General features: G+C 70.9%; 15 protein-coding genes. 8 read left to right on the top strand and 7 right to left on the bottom strand.

Going from position 1 to position 13,495, the window contains the following annotated elements:
- Nucleotides 1-115 precede the first annotated feature (115 nt).
- Nucleotides 116-298, bottom strand: coding sequence for a hypothetical protein (locus tag V5E28_RS07980; protein ID WP_336205757.1), 183 nt, complete (start codon nucleotides 296-298; stop codon nucleotides 116-118).
- Between the two features lie 101 nt (nucleotides 299-399).
- Between V5E28_RS07980 and V5E28_RS07975 the strand changes: the two genes are divergently transcribed.
- From V5E28_RS07975 to V5E28_RS07955, 5 genes are all read left to right on the top strand, one after another.
- The gene (locus V5E28_RS07975) at nucleotides 400-969 is read left to right on the top strand and encodes a TetR/AcrR family transcriptional regulator (RefSeq protein ID WP_336205756.1); all 570 of its coding nucleotides are present in this window, start codon (nucleotides 400-402) and stop codon (nucleotides 967-969) included.
- Nucleotides 970-1,096: 127 nt separating this feature from the next.
- Complete coding sequence (locus tag V5E28_RS07970) at nucleotides 1,097-1,366, top strand: hypothetical protein (protein ID WP_336205755.1); 270 nt, start codon at nucleotides 1,097-1,099, stop codon at nucleotides 1,364-1,366.
- A 131-nt stretch (nucleotides 1,367-1,497) separates the two neighbouring features.
- Complete coding sequence (locus V5E28_RS07965) at nucleotides 1,498-1,998, top strand: hypothetical protein (RefSeq protein ID WP_336205754.1); 501 nt, start codon at nucleotides 1,498-1,500, stop codon at nucleotides 1,996-1,998.
- Nucleotides 1,995-2,621, top strand: a complete 627-nt coding sequence (locus tag V5E28_RS07960) for a transcriptional regulator (protein WP_336205753.1) — start codon at nucleotides 1,995-1,997, stop codon at nucleotides 2,619-2,621. Before V5E28_RS07965 ends, V5E28_RS07960 begins: the two co-directional genes overlap by 4 nt.
- Nucleotides 2,618-4,192: a pyruvate, phosphate dikinase gene (locus V5E28_RS07955; RefSeq protein ID WP_336205752.1), complete on the top strand. Its 1,575-nt coding sequence runs from the start codon at nucleotides 2,618-2,620 to the stop codon at nucleotides 4,190-4,192. The genes V5E28_RS07960 and V5E28_RS07955 overlap by 4 nt, the downstream gene beginning before the upstream one ends.
- Nucleotides 4,193-4,217: 25 nt before the next feature.
- On the opposite strand, the gene V5E28_RS07950 is transcribed toward V5E28_RS07955, so the two are convergent.
- Together V5E28_RS07950 and V5E28_RS07945 are read right to left on the bottom strand one after the other, a co-directional pair.
- Nucleotides 4,218-4,805 carry a histidine phosphatase family protein gene (locus V5E28_RS07950; RefSeq protein ID WP_336205751.1) on the bottom strand — a complete coding sequence of 196 codons (588 nt, stop codon included), beginning with the start codon at nucleotides 4,803-4,805 and terminating at the stop codon, nucleotides 4,218-4,220.
- 174 nt (nucleotides 4,806-4,979) lie between these two features.
- Nucleotides 4,980-5,909: a hypothetical protein gene (locus tag V5E28_RS07945; protein WP_336205750.1), complete on the bottom strand. Its 930-nt coding sequence runs from the start codon at nucleotides 5,907-5,909 to the stop codon at nucleotides 4,980-4,982.
- A 135-nt stretch (nucleotides 5,910-6,044) separates the two neighbouring features.
- Here V5E28_RS07945 and pgeF point away from each other — a divergent pair, with 135 nt between their 5' ends.
- Complete coding sequence (gene pgeF, locus V5E28_RS07940) at nucleotides 6,045-6,749, top strand: peptidoglycan editing factor PgeF (RefSeq protein WP_336205749.1); 705 nt, start codon at nucleotides 6,045-6,047, stop codon at nucleotides 6,747-6,749.
- A 219-nt stretch (nucleotides 6,750-6,968) separates the two neighbouring features.
- Nucleotides 6,969-8,192: a beta-ketoacyl-[acyl-carrier-protein] synthase family protein gene (locus V5E28_RS07935; protein WP_336205748.1), complete on the top strand. Its 1,224-nt coding sequence runs from the start codon at nucleotides 6,969-6,971 to the stop codon at nucleotides 8,190-8,192.
- Between the two features lie 336 nt (nucleotides 8,193-8,528).
- Here V5E28_RS07935 and V5E28_RS07930 read toward each other — a convergent pair whose 3' ends face one another.
- The 3 genes from V5E28_RS07930 to V5E28_RS07920 are packed head-to-tail and all read right to left on the bottom strand — an operon-like array spanning nucleotide 8,529 to nucleotide 10,832.
- Nucleotides 8,529-8,876 (bottom strand): hypothetical protein, encoded by a 348-nt coding sequence (locus tag V5E28_RS07930; protein ID WP_336205747.1) that lies wholly within the window; start codon nucleotides 8,874-8,876, stop codon nucleotides 8,529-8,531.
- A gap of 26 nt (nucleotides 8,877-8,902) precedes the next feature.
- Entirely contained in the window at nucleotides 8,903-10,117 is a 1,215-nt protein-coding gene (locus V5E28_RS07925; RefSeq protein WP_336205745.1) for an ATP-dependent DNA ligase, read from the bottom strand.
- Complete coding sequence (locus tag V5E28_RS07920; RefSeq protein WP_336205744.1) at nucleotides 10,110-10,832, bottom strand: pyrimidine reductase family protein; 723 nt, start codon at nucleotides 10,830-10,832, stop codon at nucleotides 10,110-10,112. The genes V5E28_RS07925 and V5E28_RS07920 overlap by 8 nt, the downstream gene beginning before the upstream one ends.
- 133 nt (nucleotides 10,833-10,965) lie before the next feature.
- Here V5E28_RS07920 and V5E28_RS07915 point away from each other — a divergent pair, with 133 nt between their 5' ends.
- On the top strand, nucleotides 10,966-11,364 hold the full coding sequence (locus tag V5E28_RS07915; RefSeq protein WP_336205743.1) for a hypothetical protein: 399 nt from the start codon (nucleotides 10,966-10,968) through the stop codon (nucleotides 11,362-11,364).
- Here V5E28_RS07915 and glgX read toward each other — a convergent pair.
- Nucleotides 11,358-13,478: a glycogen debranching protein GlgX gene (gene glgX, locus V5E28_RS07910; RefSeq protein WP_336205742.1), complete on the bottom strand. Its 2,121-nt coding sequence runs from the start codon at nucleotides 13,476-13,478 to the stop codon at nucleotides 11,358-11,360. The genes V5E28_RS07915 and glgX overlap by 7 nt on opposite strands.
- Between the last annotated feature and the right edge of the window lie 17 nt (nucleotides 13,479-13,495).

Genomic DNA, 13,495 nt, shown 5'->3' with positions numbered 1-13,495 from the left:
CACGCCGTTCGGTGCGGGGTGTGGGCCTGTCGAGCGTGCCCGTGACCGACAGATGCTGGCGGTGACTGTCGCGGTGTGCGCGGACGGGTGAGGCGCGGAGCGCTCGGGCCGTGACCTACGCGGCCGCGGCGATGGCGGCGGGAACATGGCGGCCATCATGAGCAGCGCGAGCCCGATCGCGGCCCAGGGCGCCAGGGGCGGGACCAGCAGCCCGGCGGAGCCGGCCAGTGTCGATGCCGGCCAGGCCGAGCAGCCGCAAGACGGCAAAACTGCCGATCAGGGCGATGAACGGAACCATCGCTCCTCCAATCTTGTCATCGGATAGATTGGAGGAGAGTCCCTATCTTGTCAACGTCAAGATATGATGAGGGTGGCACCCTCTATCGCGGAAAGGCGGAGGTGAGGCAGATCAAGCGGACCGCCTACCACCACGGCAACCTGCGGCGCGCCATCATCGACGCCGCTCTCCAGGCCATCACGGAATCCGGCCCGGCCGGATGGAGCCTGCGCGAGCTGGCCCGACGCGCGGGCGTCTCGCACGCTGCCCCCGCCCACCACTTCGGCGACAGGGCCGGACTGCTGACGGCCGTGGCTGCCGAGGGATTCGAGGTGTTCGCCGACGCCTTGGAGCGAGCGGCCGATGACGCGCTGGAGGTCGGAGTTACCTATGTCCGTTTCGCCATCAGCCATCGGCCCTACTTCGAGGTGATGTTCCGGCCGGAGTTGTACCGAGTGGATGATCCCAGCGTGGAAACGGCGCGTGAGCGCGCGGCCCATGTGCTCGTCACCAGCGCAGGCAGGCTGTCGCCGGGTCCGGGGCAAGACCGCTTGACCACCATCGCCGGCTGGTCTCTGGCCCACGGCTTTGCCGGCCTTTGGCTGAGCGGCGCCCTGCCCGAAACCGCCCACAGTGATCCAGAGACCCTGGCCCGGTCGGTGATCCGGCTCCTCTTCGGCACGACGCATTGATCAAGGAAATTGAACAGGCCCACGCCGAGTACGCAGCCTTCCGCCAAGGCTCTGACTTCGCCGGCCCGCAGATCAGCCCTCAACGCCGATAACCACAACGGGTCCTTCCGCCTCGGTGTGGAACACCATGTCACGGCAGGTCAGTTGGCTCGCCCTCGGCACCCTGGAGGGCACCTTCCACGTCCTGAGCCTGGACGCCCTCCTGAATCCGGCCGCCGAACAGGCAGGCACGAGCGGCATGTCCCACAACGTGTGGGTAGGCGGGCGTGCCGGCCGAGGCGCCGTTGGGTCCCAGCACGCCCGGCATTGTCCCGGGGCGAGCGGGCAGATCGACCCCGGCCAGAGCGGTGGTGGTCCCGAACCCCTTGACCAGCCCTTCGGTCTGGAACGCGCGTAGTCCTCCATGCGCCTGCCCTCCCTTCTCGTCGATCGTCCCCTCGGTCTCGGAGGGACGATCGACTTTCAGATGGTGTCACCATTCAGATGGTGGCAGTATCTTGAGAGGGTTGCCGAAGGGAGGGAGTGGTGATGTCCCGGCTGACACGGGTCCAGCGGCAGGCATGCACGCGCGCACCGGTGCTGGCGGCGGCCAGGCAGGAGTTCATCGAGCAGGCTTACGCCCTGGCGAAGGTCGACCAGATCGCCGCGACGGGCGCAGCTGACCCGGGGCGGCGGAGGTCATCGACGACGAGCAGAGCCGCACCGTGCCGGCACAGATCGCCCGGCTGGACGCGCTGCTACTGGCCATCGGGCTGGAGAGCTGCGCGCCGAACGGAGTCGCCGGACCTCGCCTTCTGCCTGCGCCGCGTGTTCCCCTCCGAGGTCTGGCGGCACTTCCGGCTGGTCATCGACGACGCAGCCGTAGCGGCGACGGCCGTCGGCCTGACCGATACCAACGACAGGACCGAGGCCGCGGTTCGGATCCAGGACGGGGCGATCGTCGCCCGAGCCCAGGGGCGAGGCGCCGCCCACGCGGCCGCCACCGCCAACACCGCGCACGCGCCACGGTCACGGAAAGCAGGAACATGACTTCGCCTGGACCTTCTTCAATCGACAACGACCTGCTGGTGCTGCACGCCTTGCGCTGCTGCGGCCACACGGGCACCGCACGCCTGGCGGCCGCCACCGGCATGGACGAGTCCGCGGTCGAGTCCGAGCTGATCGACCTCGCGGTCGCCGGGCTCGTCACCTACGAGCCCGGCGCGTTCAGCGCATGGGGGCTGACGGACGCCGGCCGCGTCGCGGACGCCGAGCGCATCGCCCACCAGCTCGAAGCAGCCGGCGCCCGCGCGGCCGTGGCCGGGGCGTACGAGCGGTTCATGGTGCTCAACCCGGAGCTGCTCGACCTTTGCACGGCCTGGCAACTGAAACCCGTCGACGGCGTCATGACCGTCAACGACCACGGCGATCCCTCCTACGACGCCCGGGTTCTCGGCCGATTCACCGACCTGGACCGGCGGGCCGCGGCCGTGTGCGCCGAACTGGCGGCGGCGGTGCCCCGCTTCGGCCTCTACCGGCACCGCCTCGCCGGCGCCCTCACCCGTGCCGCCTCGGGGCAGCTGGAGTACGTGGCCGACCACATCGCGTCGTACCACGCCGTGTGGGCCGAACTGCACGAAGACCTGCTCGCCACCCTCGGGATCCCCCGATGAAGTGGATCCGCCAGATCTCCGCGCAGGTCGAGGAATCCGCCGAGACCCTGGGCGCCAAAGCACACGGACTCGTGGCACTGCACCGTTTGGAACTACCGGTGCCCGCCGCGTTCGTCGTCACCACCGAGGCATGCAGGGCCTTCCTGAGCGAAGGGCGCCTTCCCGCCGGACTCGACGCCGAACTCGCGACCGCGATGAGCGGCCTGGAAGCCGCGACGGGACGACGTTTCGGCGGTACACGGACCCCGCTGACCGTGTCGGTCCGCTCCGGGGCGAGCGTGTCGATGCCCGGCATGATGAACACCATCCTCAACCTCGGTCTCACGAACGAAGCGACGGAGGCACTGGCGGCCGAGACCGGCGACGCGCAGTTCGCCCGCGACTCGCGGCTGCGGTTGCTGTCCGGCTTCGCCTCCGCGCTCGCCGACACCGGCGCCGCCGGGCGCCTCGATGAGGCGATCCAGGCGACCCAGCAGCGACGCGGCGAATCGATTCCGGACGACGTGTCCCGGCAACTGGAGCTGGCGGTCGAGACCGTGTTCTCGTCATGGAACGCGCCGCGCGCGCGAACCTACCGCGAACTCCACGGCATCCCGCACGATCTCGGCACCGCCGTGATCGTGCAGGCCATGGTGTTCGGGAACCGCGACGACCGCAGCGGCACCGGAGTCGCCTTCAGCCGCGACCCCAACACCGGGAAGAACGTCCCGTTCGGCGACGTCCTGTTCGGCCACCAGGGCGAGGACGTCGTCTCGGGCCGGTCATCGGCCCGGCCCCTGCACGAACTCCACTCGCGAGAACCGGCCGTGTGGGCCGCCCTGACCGATGCCCTGGCCCGGCTGGAGCGGCACCACCGCGACGCCTGCTACGTCGAGTTCACCTTCCAGGCCGGCGAGTTGTGGCTGTTGCAGGTCCGGCCCGGCCGGTACGGTGGCGCGGCCGGGGTACGCGTCGCGGCGGACCTGGCCGACGAGCATCTGATCACCCGCCACGAAGCGCTGCGCAGGATCTCACCGCAACACCTCCGGCACGTCCGTACCCCGCGCATCGCAGCGTCCGCGCAGGCCGACGTGCTGGCCCGAGGGGTGGGGGCGTGTCCCGGCGTTGCGGTCGGCAAGGTCGCGACCACGACCGACGCGGCGGTACGGATGGCCGCCGACGGCCCCGTCATCCTGGTACGCCCCGAGACCTCCCCGCACGACATGCGTGGCCTGGCCGCCGCGGCGGGCATCGTCACCGCCCGCGGCGGACCGGCCAGCCACGCGGCGGTCGTCGCGCGGGCGATGAGCAAACCCGCCGTCGTCGGCATCACCGGCCTGGCGATCGACGCCGCCGGCGCCTCGGTGACGGTCGGCGGACGCACCATCGGCGAAGGCACCCTGGTCACCATCGACGGGACCAGCGGGACGGTCGCCGTCGGCAGCCCTCCGATCACCACGGACACGGCCGACGCGCATCTGCGCCGACTGCTCTCATGGGCGGACGAGGTATCGGGCGACCGCACCGAACGCGACGAGGTCCAGCGCCTCAACGCGGCCCGCGCCGCGCTCGGTCACGCGCCCCCAGGGTGACCACGGGGCACCTGCCGCCCCGACCTCATAGCCGGACGCCGGGCCCGAACCCCGTCCAGCGCAGGTCGGGCGGCAAGTGCCCCATGTCGTTGTAGACCAGCACCGTCGGCGCCACACCATCGTGGTACCGGATCGCCGTCAACGCCGCGTTGCCGCAGTCCAACCCCAGCCATCGCGCGGGTGGCGCGTCCAGAGCGTGCCGCACCAACCAGGCCACCGGATACGCATGCGTCACCAGGACCTCGTGGGTCTCGGACTCGGTGGGACGGGCGAACCGTTCGACCAGGGCATCCGCAATGCGAGCGCCCGCCGCAGCCTCCGCGGCGTCGTAGCCGTCGAAGAACCCCGCCCACGCGGGAAGGACCCGGTCCGGCACATGAGGCACGTGATCGACCAGTTCGGCCGCCTCCCGTACCGGAACACCCGGCAGGCGCTCGCCGATGATCCCCGCTGAACGCGCCGCACGCGACAGAGGCGAGTGCCACACAACGTCGACCGGCAGGCGGGCGAGCCGGTCGGCCACCAACTCCGACTGCCGCCGCCCGGCCTCGGTCAACTCCCCGAACGGGTCAGCCGCGCCGTGCCGCACCACGTACAGATGCCGCGTCGCCATCAGCGCTCCCCCTTCAGAGTCTCGGATGTTCGTAACATCCAGATGTTATCATCATCTGCCAGGTCGGTGAGAGTGCTGGGCCCGCAGCAGCTCGGTCACCGGCTCATGCTGGCACACCGCGTCCGGCGCCGGCGGCGCTCGCCGGGCGCGGTGCCCCGCGAACGAGCCCGGCCATCACACCTCGGGCACGCCCAGGTCGGTGGGACGGCCGGAGGCGGGCTTGGCCAGGGCGGGATCGAGCTGTTCCACCAGCCGCCGCACCAGCGCCGCCCTGCGCACCCGCTCCCGCCCGAGTTCCTTCGGGATGACTCCCAGGTGCCTGCCCGAGGGGTAGATGTTCGGGGCGTTGCGCAGCCCCATCTTCAGATAGACCGGCGCCGCCGCCCGGACGATCTCCACCGCCTCGTAGAACCGTACGAACCCGCCCTGATCATCCGGCACCTCCAGGTAGAGGTCGATCGGCAGGCTGGTGGCGGCGCGGATCTCGGCGAGCTGCGGCACCGTCAGGTCGGTGCCGACGTTGAGCGTGCCGGCGCCGAGCCGCTCGAAGATGGCCGCCGTCGGGCCGTTCGTGAGCGGCATCAGGACGGAGGTCTTCAGCACCAGGTTCGCCGGCAACGTGCCGTCGGCCTTGAGCTGCCACAGCACCTCCAACGTGCCCAGGTCCCCGACGAGCAGGCTGCGGATGCCCAGCGAGCAGGCCCGCTCAGCGTCCGCCACGCACGCCGCCACCATCGAGTTGCCGCGCGCCGCCGCGCCGACCGCCTGCGTCAGCTTGGCCTGGCCGCCGGTGTCCCAGGCGGCGCGGGGGCCGAGGAACAGGTTGACCTCGATGCCCCGCTCGGCGCCGAGCTCCGCCATCGCGGAGATCTCCGCGTCCGACAGCATCATCACGCCGCTGCCCTGCGAGGTGCGCGCCACGGACACGCCCAGCCGGTCCGCCTCCTCGACCACGGCCTCCAGCACCTCCGGTCCCTCCACGCTGGGGATCTCGAACCTGTACGGGGCACCGTCCGCGAAGCGCGCGCCGGAGACCAGGGGAACCTGGATCACCGGGTGGCCGAGCCGGGCCATCAGAGCGTGCAGGTCGGCAAGGCTGGTCATGCGGGGGTCTCCTCGCTGTAGATCATGTCAGTACGGTCGGGCTTCGTCCCACGGTCCCAGCTTCGCCCGCCCGACGCCGGAGGGGTACCCCGCCGGACGCGTGGCGAGGCCGGAGGCGGGTCATAGGATCGGGGCATGGAGCTGGTCCCCGGAGTTCACGTCGCCGTCACCGACCGCCACGGAGGCGTGAGCGCCCCGCCCTACGACACGCGCAACCTGGGCGGGCTCACCGGCGACGACCCCGTCGCCGTGCGGGCGAACCGGGACGGCGTCGCGGCGGAGCTCGGGGTGCGGGCCATCGTGTTCATGCGCCAGGTGCACGGCGCCGAGGTGGCCTACGTCAGCGAGCCGTTCGGCGGCGACGCGCCGCCCGTCGACGGCGTCTTCACCACCGAGCCGGGTCTGGCGCTGGCCTCGCTCGGCGCGGACTGCCCCGCGGTGCTGGTGGCCGATCCGGTGGCGCGCATGGTGGGAGCCGCCCACTCGGGCCGTCCTGGGACGGAGGCGGGCATCGCGGCGGCGCTGGTCGGCGCGATGGCCGACAAGGGCGCGGACCCGCGGCGGATGGTCGCGCTGATCGGGCCGGGAGCGTGCGGCCACTGCTACGAGGTGCCCGCCGAGCTGCGCGACCAGGTGGCGGCCAAGGTGCCGCAGGCGCACTCCACGACCTCCTGGGGCACCCCCGCGCTCGACCTGCGCGCCGGCATCGAGGCCCAGCTCCTCGCGGCAGGGGTCCCCGACGTGCGGCACGACGCCCGGTGCACGATCGAGGCGGCCGAGCTCTACTCGCACCGCCGCCAGGACCCGGGCCGCTTCGCCGGCCTCGTCTGGCTCGCGTAGGCCACTCTTGAAGCGGGTTGATCCGGCGATCTGCCGCATGTCCCGAGATTCGCGTCCACTCCCTGAGGAGCCGTACGACTCGCCGGAGGTCATGGCATCGCGGACAAATCTGCCGCGACTTTTTCGTCGATCACAGCGTCTGCCCGTGCCCCCCGGTGCTGGCAACGTGATCCAGGAGCGCCCTGAAACGGGGTGGCTCCACGGACGAAGGGGGCGTTGATGCGGAGCGAGCTGACGGCGGGTGCCTCGGTCACCGGGCTCGGAGCCACCACGCCGCTGGGCGGGGATGTGGCCTCCACCTGGGCGGGCATGCTGGAAGGGCGCTCCGGCGTCAGCCTGATCGAGGAGGAGTGGGCCGACGGGCTGCCCGCGCGGATCGCCGGGCGGATGCTGGTGGAGCCCGCCGAGGTGCTGGGGCGGGTGCGGGCCAGGCGGCTGGACCGCTGCCAGCAGGCCGCGCTCGTCGCCGCGCGGGAGGCGTGGGCCGACGCCGGAGCCCCCGAGGTCGAACCCGAACGTCTGGCGGTGGTCATCGGCACCGGCGTGGGCGGGATGCTGACCATGCTCGCCCAGGACGACGTCATGGAGGCGTCCGGCCCGCGCAGGATCTCGCCGTACACCGTCCCCATGCTGATGCCGAACGGGGCCGCGGCCGTGGTCAGCATCGAGTTCGGAGCCAGGGCCGGTGCGCACACGCCGGTGAGCGCGTGCGCCTCCGGTGCCGAGGCGATCGCGATGGGGCTGGACCTGATTCGCCTGGGCCGCGCCGACGTGGTGATCGCCGGTGGCGCCGAGGCGTGCCTGCATCCGCTGACTCTCGCCGGGTTCGCACAGGCCAGGGCGCTGTCCACGCGCAACGACGCTCCGCAGGAGGCCTCCAGGCCGTTCGACGCCGGGCGTGACGGGTTCGTGCTCAGCGAGGGGGCCGCCGTGCTGGTGCTGGAGAGGGAGGGGTTCGCCGTGGACCGTGGCGTCAGGACGTACGCCACGCTGGCCGGCGCGGGCACCACCTCCGACGCCCACCACATCACCGCCGCCGACGTGGGCGGCCAGGTGCGCGCGATGCGGCTGGCCCTGGCCGCCGCGGGGCTGGACCCTCTCGACGTCGGGCACGTGAACGCCCACGCCACCTCAACCCCGACCGGCGACCTGACGGAGTGCCGTTCGATCGCCGAGGCGCTGGGCACGCATCCCGCGGTCACCGCCACCAAGTCGATGACCGGCCACCTCTGCGGGGCCGCCGGCGCTCTGGGCGGCGTCGCCGCCATCCTCGCCCTCCGCGACGGCCTGGTCCCCGCCACCAAGAACCTCGACCACGTGGATCCCCAGATCGAGCTCGACATCGTCACGGGTGCCCCTCGCCAGGGCGGGTGGGCGGCCGCGATGACCAACTCCTTCGGCTTCGGCGGCCACAACACCTCCCTGGCCTTCACCACCCCATGAGCTCCGGCCCCGGCCGGCCCCCGCGGATGCGCGGGCGTCCCGGTGACGGAGCCCGGACGGTCGTCGCGCAACCCTCGTCCCGGTGCCCGTGCGCCGTGCCCGTGCGCCGTGCCCGTGCGCCGTGCCCGTGCGCCGTGCCCGTGCGCCGTGCCCGTGCGCCGTGCCCGTGCGACGTGACGGTGACCGTGCGACGCCTGTCGGCCCGCGGCGGTCTTCCCGGAGGCCCCGCCCGTGCGGCGGGTGGGCGCGTGCCTGCGGACCCGTACAAGATGGTGATCTCGGTCTTCAGGTCCTGATCTTCGTACGGGGCGGCCGCGGTGGTGGGTGGAGGCGGGGTCAGCGGGAACGGGGGCTGTTGAACACCACGTTGACCACCACGATGCCGATCCAGACGGCGACAAACGTGCCATTGCTGGCATCGCCGAACAGGGTGAGCAGGACCGTGGCGACCGTGCCGAGGGCCAGCGAGACGATCGCCAGGGCGAGCCGCTGAGCGTCTCGCGTCCTGTCATGCCGGTCCAGGTCCTTCGCCTTCGGAGTGACCGCCGCCAGGCGCTCGTCCACTCGCCGGTCGACCTCCTGCCCCATCTTGTCGAGGAACGACTCGACGACGGCGTCCTCGAATTCGGGGCCGAGGTCGCGGCGTGCGCCCACCGCCGCCCGCAGCTCATCTCCGGTGCTCATATGTCGAGATATAACGTCATTTGCAGCTATCGGGCAAGGATGTCATCGAGGTTGTACGAAACCGGCTGCTCCAGCTGCTCGTACGTGCACGACTCCGGCGTGCGGTCGGGCCGCCAGCGCCGCCACTGGGCGGTGTGCCGGAACCGGTCGCCCTCCATCTGGTCGTAGGCCACCTCGATCACCAGCTCCGGGCGGAGCGGGATGAACGACAGGTCCTTCTTGGCGTTCCAGCGCGAGATCGCGCCCGGCACCCGCTGCCCGCCGGTCGCGGGCCCCGCCGCGGGCTGGCCGATGCCGGCCGCCGCCTGCTCGGCCCAGTGACCCCACGGGTGCTCGCCCAGGTCGGCGGCGTACGGCTGGAGCTCCTCCACCAGCTCGGCCCTGCGCGCCATCGGGAACGAGGCCGCCACGCCCACGTGATGCAGCCTGCCGTCGTCGCCGTAGAGGCCGAGCAGGATCGAGCCCACGATGGGACCCGTCTTGTGCTCGCGGTAGCCGGCGATCACCACGTCGGCGGTGCGCTCGTGCTTGACCTTGAACATGGTCCGCTTGTCCGGGATGTACGGCTGGTCGCCCGGTTTGACGATGATGCCGTCGAGTCCGGCGCCCTCGAACATCTCGAACCACTCGACCGCCTGCTCGTCGTTGGTCGTGACGGGCGTGAGCCGGATGGACTGTCCCTTCTCCGGAAAGATCCCCTCCAGGCGGGCACGGCGCTCCGCGAACGGCGTCTCCATCAGCGACTCGTCCCCGAGCGCCAGCAGGTCGAAGGCCACGAACGAGGCCGGGGTCTGCTCCGACAGCATCTTCACCCGCGAGGCCGCGGGATGGATGCGCTGCTGGAGCGCCTCGAAGTCGAGCTGTGCCCCCCGCGGCAGCACGATCTCGCCGTCGACCACGCACTTGTCTGGCAGCTCCGCCCTGACGGCCTCGACCAGCTCGGGGAAGTAACGGGTGAACGGCCGCTCGTTGCGGCTGCCGAGGTAGACCTCGTCCCCGTCGCGGAACACGATGCACCGGAACCCGTCCCACTTGGGCTCGTAGAGCAGGTTGCCGTCCTGCTTGGGCATCGCCTTGACCGGCTTGGCCAGCATCGGCGACACCGGCGGCCGCACCGGGAGATCGAGATCCGGGATCGGCTCGGGCTCCTTGGCCTTCCTCTTCCCGCGCCCGCTCGCCGCCTCCGGAGGCTCCGCGAGCGGGTCGGGCTCTGCTGCCGGTCCCGTGGTCGGGTCAGTCATCTGATCGACTCCTCGTATAGCTGCAGAAGAGGACGCCCTCCTCCTCCAGCACCTGCCTCAACTCCAGCTTGACCTGCGACGGCTCGCCGTCGAGGATGCGCGCCGCGTCCCCGCCGATCAGCATCGGGCTGACCGACAGGCACAGCTCGTCGCCCAGCCCGGCCGCCGCGAGCTGGGCGTTGATCCTCGGGCCGCCCTCGCAGAGGATCTTGGTCAGGCCGCGCTCGTGCAGCTCGGCGACGGCGGCCCGCAGGTCGACGGCCTCGTCGCCGGCCACGATCACGTCGGCCACTTCGGCCGCGGCCTTGAGCCGGGCGGCCGGCGCGCTCTCGCACGTGACGATGATGGTGCGGCTCACGCCGCCGAAGAGCGGGCCGGTCAGGTCGAGGTCGAGGCCCCGGCTGACGACCGCGAGCGGCGGGGCGGCCGGCCTGCCCGCCCGCATCTCCCGCCACGACTCGCGCGGGTTGACGGCGCCGTAGCCCTCGGCCCGGACGGTGGCGGCTCCCGCCATGATCACGTCGGCCAGCCCGCGCAGCACTCCGAAGACGCGCTTGTCGCCCTTGCTGGACAGGCCGCCGGACAGCCCCTGCAGCCAGGCGCCGCCGTCGGCGCTGGCCACCATGTTGAGGCGCAGCCATGGGCTGTCCCGGGGATAGGCGTAGGCCTGCTCGATGTCCGGGTTGTCTGCTATGTCGGGATGGATCCGGCGCACCCCTCTACCTTGGCACATGCCCCCGACAACCAGCGCGAGTGGTGGTTTTGGCCGGATGGATAGCGCTTTGGTGTATCAAATGACGCCTCGGGGGAGATGTGCATAACGTGGCGGCAGACCTCAGGGAGGGCATGTGGGCCTGGCGACTGCAGTGACGTGGTCATTCGCCGCGCTCGTCGGCATCTACCTGCTCTACCTCTGGCTGGCGGGCGGTGGCCTGCGCAGGCAGACCGCCAAGGTCACCCCGCTGCCGGCGACGTTGATCTTCTCCCATCCGGTGCTGGCCGTGGCGGCGCTGGCCTGCTGGATCGCCCACCTGCTCACCGGCAGCCGCGCACTGGCCTGGGTCGCGTTCGGCGGCCTGGCCGTGGCGGCGCTGCTGGGCTTCGTGATGTTCACCCGATGGCTCGGCTCCGGACGGCACGGTGGCAGGGCGCGCTTCCCGATGGTGGCCGTGATCCTGCATGGAGTGGCCGGACTGGTCACCTTCGTCCTGGTGCTGCTGACGGCGAGCTCCGCGCTGTCCTACTGAACCCGGGGCTGGCGCAGGACCTGCAGGGAGCGCGAGGTGACGGCGACCAGGTCACCGGGCCGCCAGGCATCGTCGACGTAGAGGTTCTCGCAGCTCTCGTCGCTGGTGTTGAGCACGGGCAGCCAGGTGGCGCCGAACGCCTCGCCGGGCAGGGTGAACGTCATGTCCTCGTGATGGGCGTTGATCAGCAGCAGGAACGAGTCGTCCACGATGCGCTCGCCGCGCGGCCCCGGCTCGGTGATGGCCTCGCCGTTCAGATAGACCATCAGCGACTTGGCGTAGCTCACATGCCAGTCACCCGCGGTCATCTCGGTGCCGCCGGGGGTGAGCCAGACCAGGTCGCGCTTGCCGTTGTCGGGATGGCGGCCGTGGAAGAAGCGGCGGCGCTGGAAGACCGGGTGCTCGCGCCGCAGCTGCGACAGCAGGCGGACGAACGCCAGCAGGTCGGACTCGGTGTGCAGCAGCGACCAGTCGATCCAGGCGATCTCGTTGTCCTGGCAGTAGGCGTTGTTGTTGCCCCGCTGGGTGCGGCCGAGCTCGTCGCCGTGGGAGAGCATCGGCACGCCCTGGGAGAGGAAGAGCGTGGCCAGGAAGTTGCGCCGCTGGCGGTGGCGCAGCCCGACGATCTCCGGATCCTCCACGGGGCCCTCGGCGCCGCAGTTCCAGGAGCGGTTGTCGTTGGTGCCGTCGCGGTTGTCCTCGGCGTTGGCCTCGTTGTGCTTGCGGTCGTAGGACACGAGGTCGGTGAGGGTGAAACCGTCATGGCAGGTCACGAAGTTGATCGAGGCCACGGGGCGGCGGCCGGAGGTCTCGTAGAGGTCGGCCGAGCCGGTCAGCCGGGAGGCGAACTCCGGCAGCGCGGAGTGCGTGCCCCGCCAGAAGTCTCGTACGGTGTCGCGGAACTTCCCGTTCCACTCCGTCCACAAAGGCGGGAAATTTCCGACCTGGTAGCCGCCGGGGCCGACGTCCCACGGCTCGGCGATCAGCTTGACCTGCGAGATCACCGGATCCTGCTGGATGAGGTCGAAGAAGGCGCTGAGCCGGTCGACGTCGTGCAGCTCCCTGGCCAGCGCCGCCGCCAGGTCGAAGCGGAACCCGTCGACGTGCATCTCCAGCACCCAGTAGCGCAGCGAGTCCATGATGAGCTGCAGCGCGTGCGGGGAGCGGACGTTGAGTGAGTTGCCGCAGCCGGTGTAGTCGAGGTAATAGCGCCGGTCACCGTCGTGCAGCCGGTAGTAGGCGGCGTTGTCGATGCCACGGAAACCGAGCGTGGGCCCCATGTGGTCGCCCTCGGCGGTGTGGTTGTAGACGACGTCGAGGATCACCTCGATGCCCGCCTCGTGCAGCGCCTTCACCATGGCCTTGAACTCGGTCACCTGCTCGCCGCGGGTGCCGGAGCTGGAGTAGCGGCCGTGGGGGGCCAGATAGGCCATGGTGTTGTAGCCCCAGTAGTTGGTCAGCCCCCGGGCCACCAGGAAGTGCTCGGGCATGTAGTGGTGCACCGGCATCAGCTCGACCGCGGTCACCCCGAGCGAGAGCAGATGGTCGATGATCGCCGGATGGCCGACCCCCGCGTAGCTGCCGCGCAGGTCCTCGGGCACGCCGGGATGGCGCATGGTCAGCCCGCGCACATGCGCCTCGTAGATCACCGTCTCGTGGTACGGAGTCCGGGGGGAGCGGTCGTTGCCCCACTCGAAGAACGGATTGATCACCACGTTCTTCGGCATGAAGGGGGCGCTGTCGGCGGTGTTGATCTTCGACGGATCGGTGAAGTGATAGGGGAACAGCGCCTCGTTCCAGGTCAGATCCCCGTCGACGGCCTTGGCGTAGGGGTCGAGCAGCAACTTGGACGGGTTGCTGCGATGCCCGTGGGCCGGGTTGTGGGGACCGTGCACGCGATAGCCGTAGCGCTGCCCGGGCATGATGCCTGGCAGGTAGCCGTGCCAGACGAACCCATCCACCTCAGGAAGATCGACCCGCTCTTCGGAGCCGTCATCGTGAAAAAGGCATAGCTCGACCCGCTCGGCGACCTCGGAGAACACCGAAAAACTGGTGCCAACGCCATCCCAGGTGCCGCCGAGTGGATAAGGTTCGCCCGGCCAGACTTCGCGCATGTGACCCGATTGTCGCA

The sequence above is a fragment of the Nonomuraea sp. LPB2021202275-12-8 genome (genome assembly GCF_037044575.1).
In the GTDB taxonomy this organism is placed as follows: Bacteria; Actinomycetota; Actinomycetes; order Streptosporangiales; family Streptosporangiaceae; genus Nonomuraea.
This window is presented reverse-complemented; position numbering and strand designations above follow the sequence as displayed.

Coding starts and splice junctions, on each gene's coding strand:
- V5E28_RS07980 (WP_336205757.1), bottom strand. CDS start 298: ATGGTTCCGTTCATCGCCCTGATCGGCAGTTTTGCCGTCTTGCGGCTG.
- V5E28_RS07970 (WP_336205755.1), top strand. CDS start 1,097: ATGTCACGGCAGGTCAGTTGGCTCGCCCTCGGCACCCTGGAGGGCACC.
- V5E28_RS07965 (WP_336205754.1), top strand. CDS start 1,498: ATGTCCCGGCTGACACGGGTCCAGCGGCAGGCATGCACGCGCGCACCG.
- V5E28_RS07960 (WP_336205753.1), top strand. CDS start 1,995: ATGACTTCGCCTGGACCTTCTTCAATCGACAACGACCTGCTGGTGCTG.
- V5E28_RS07955 (WP_336205752.1), top strand. CDS start 2,618: ATGAAGTGGATCCGCCAGATCTCCGCGCAGGTCGAGGAATCCGCCGAG.
- V5E28_RS07950 (WP_336205751.1), bottom strand. CDS start 4,805: ATGGCGACGCGGCATCTGTACGTGGTGCGGCACGGCGCGGCTGACCCG.
- V5E28_RS07945 (WP_336205750.1), bottom strand. CDS start 5,909: ATGACCAGCCTTGCCGACCTGCACGCTCTGATGGCCCGGCTCGGCCAC.
- pgeF (WP_336205749.1), top strand. CDS start 6,045: ATGGAGCTGGTCCCCGGAGTTCACGTCGCCGTCACCGACCGCCACGGA.
- V5E28_RS07935 (WP_336205748.1), top strand. CDS start 6,969: ATGCGGAGCGAGCTGACGGCGGGTGCCTCGGTCACCGGGCTCGGAGCC.
- V5E28_RS07930 (WP_336205747.1), bottom strand. CDS start 8,876: ATGAGCACCGGAGATGAGCTGCGGGCGGCGGTGGGCGCACGCCGCGAC.
- V5E28_RS07925 (WP_336205745.1), bottom strand. CDS start 10,117: ATGACTGACCCGACCACGGGACCGGCAGCAGAGCCCGACCCGCTCGCG.
- glgX (WP_336205742.1), bottom strand. CDS start 13,478: ATGCGCGAAGTCTGGCCGGGCGAACCTTATCCACTCGGCGGCACCTGG.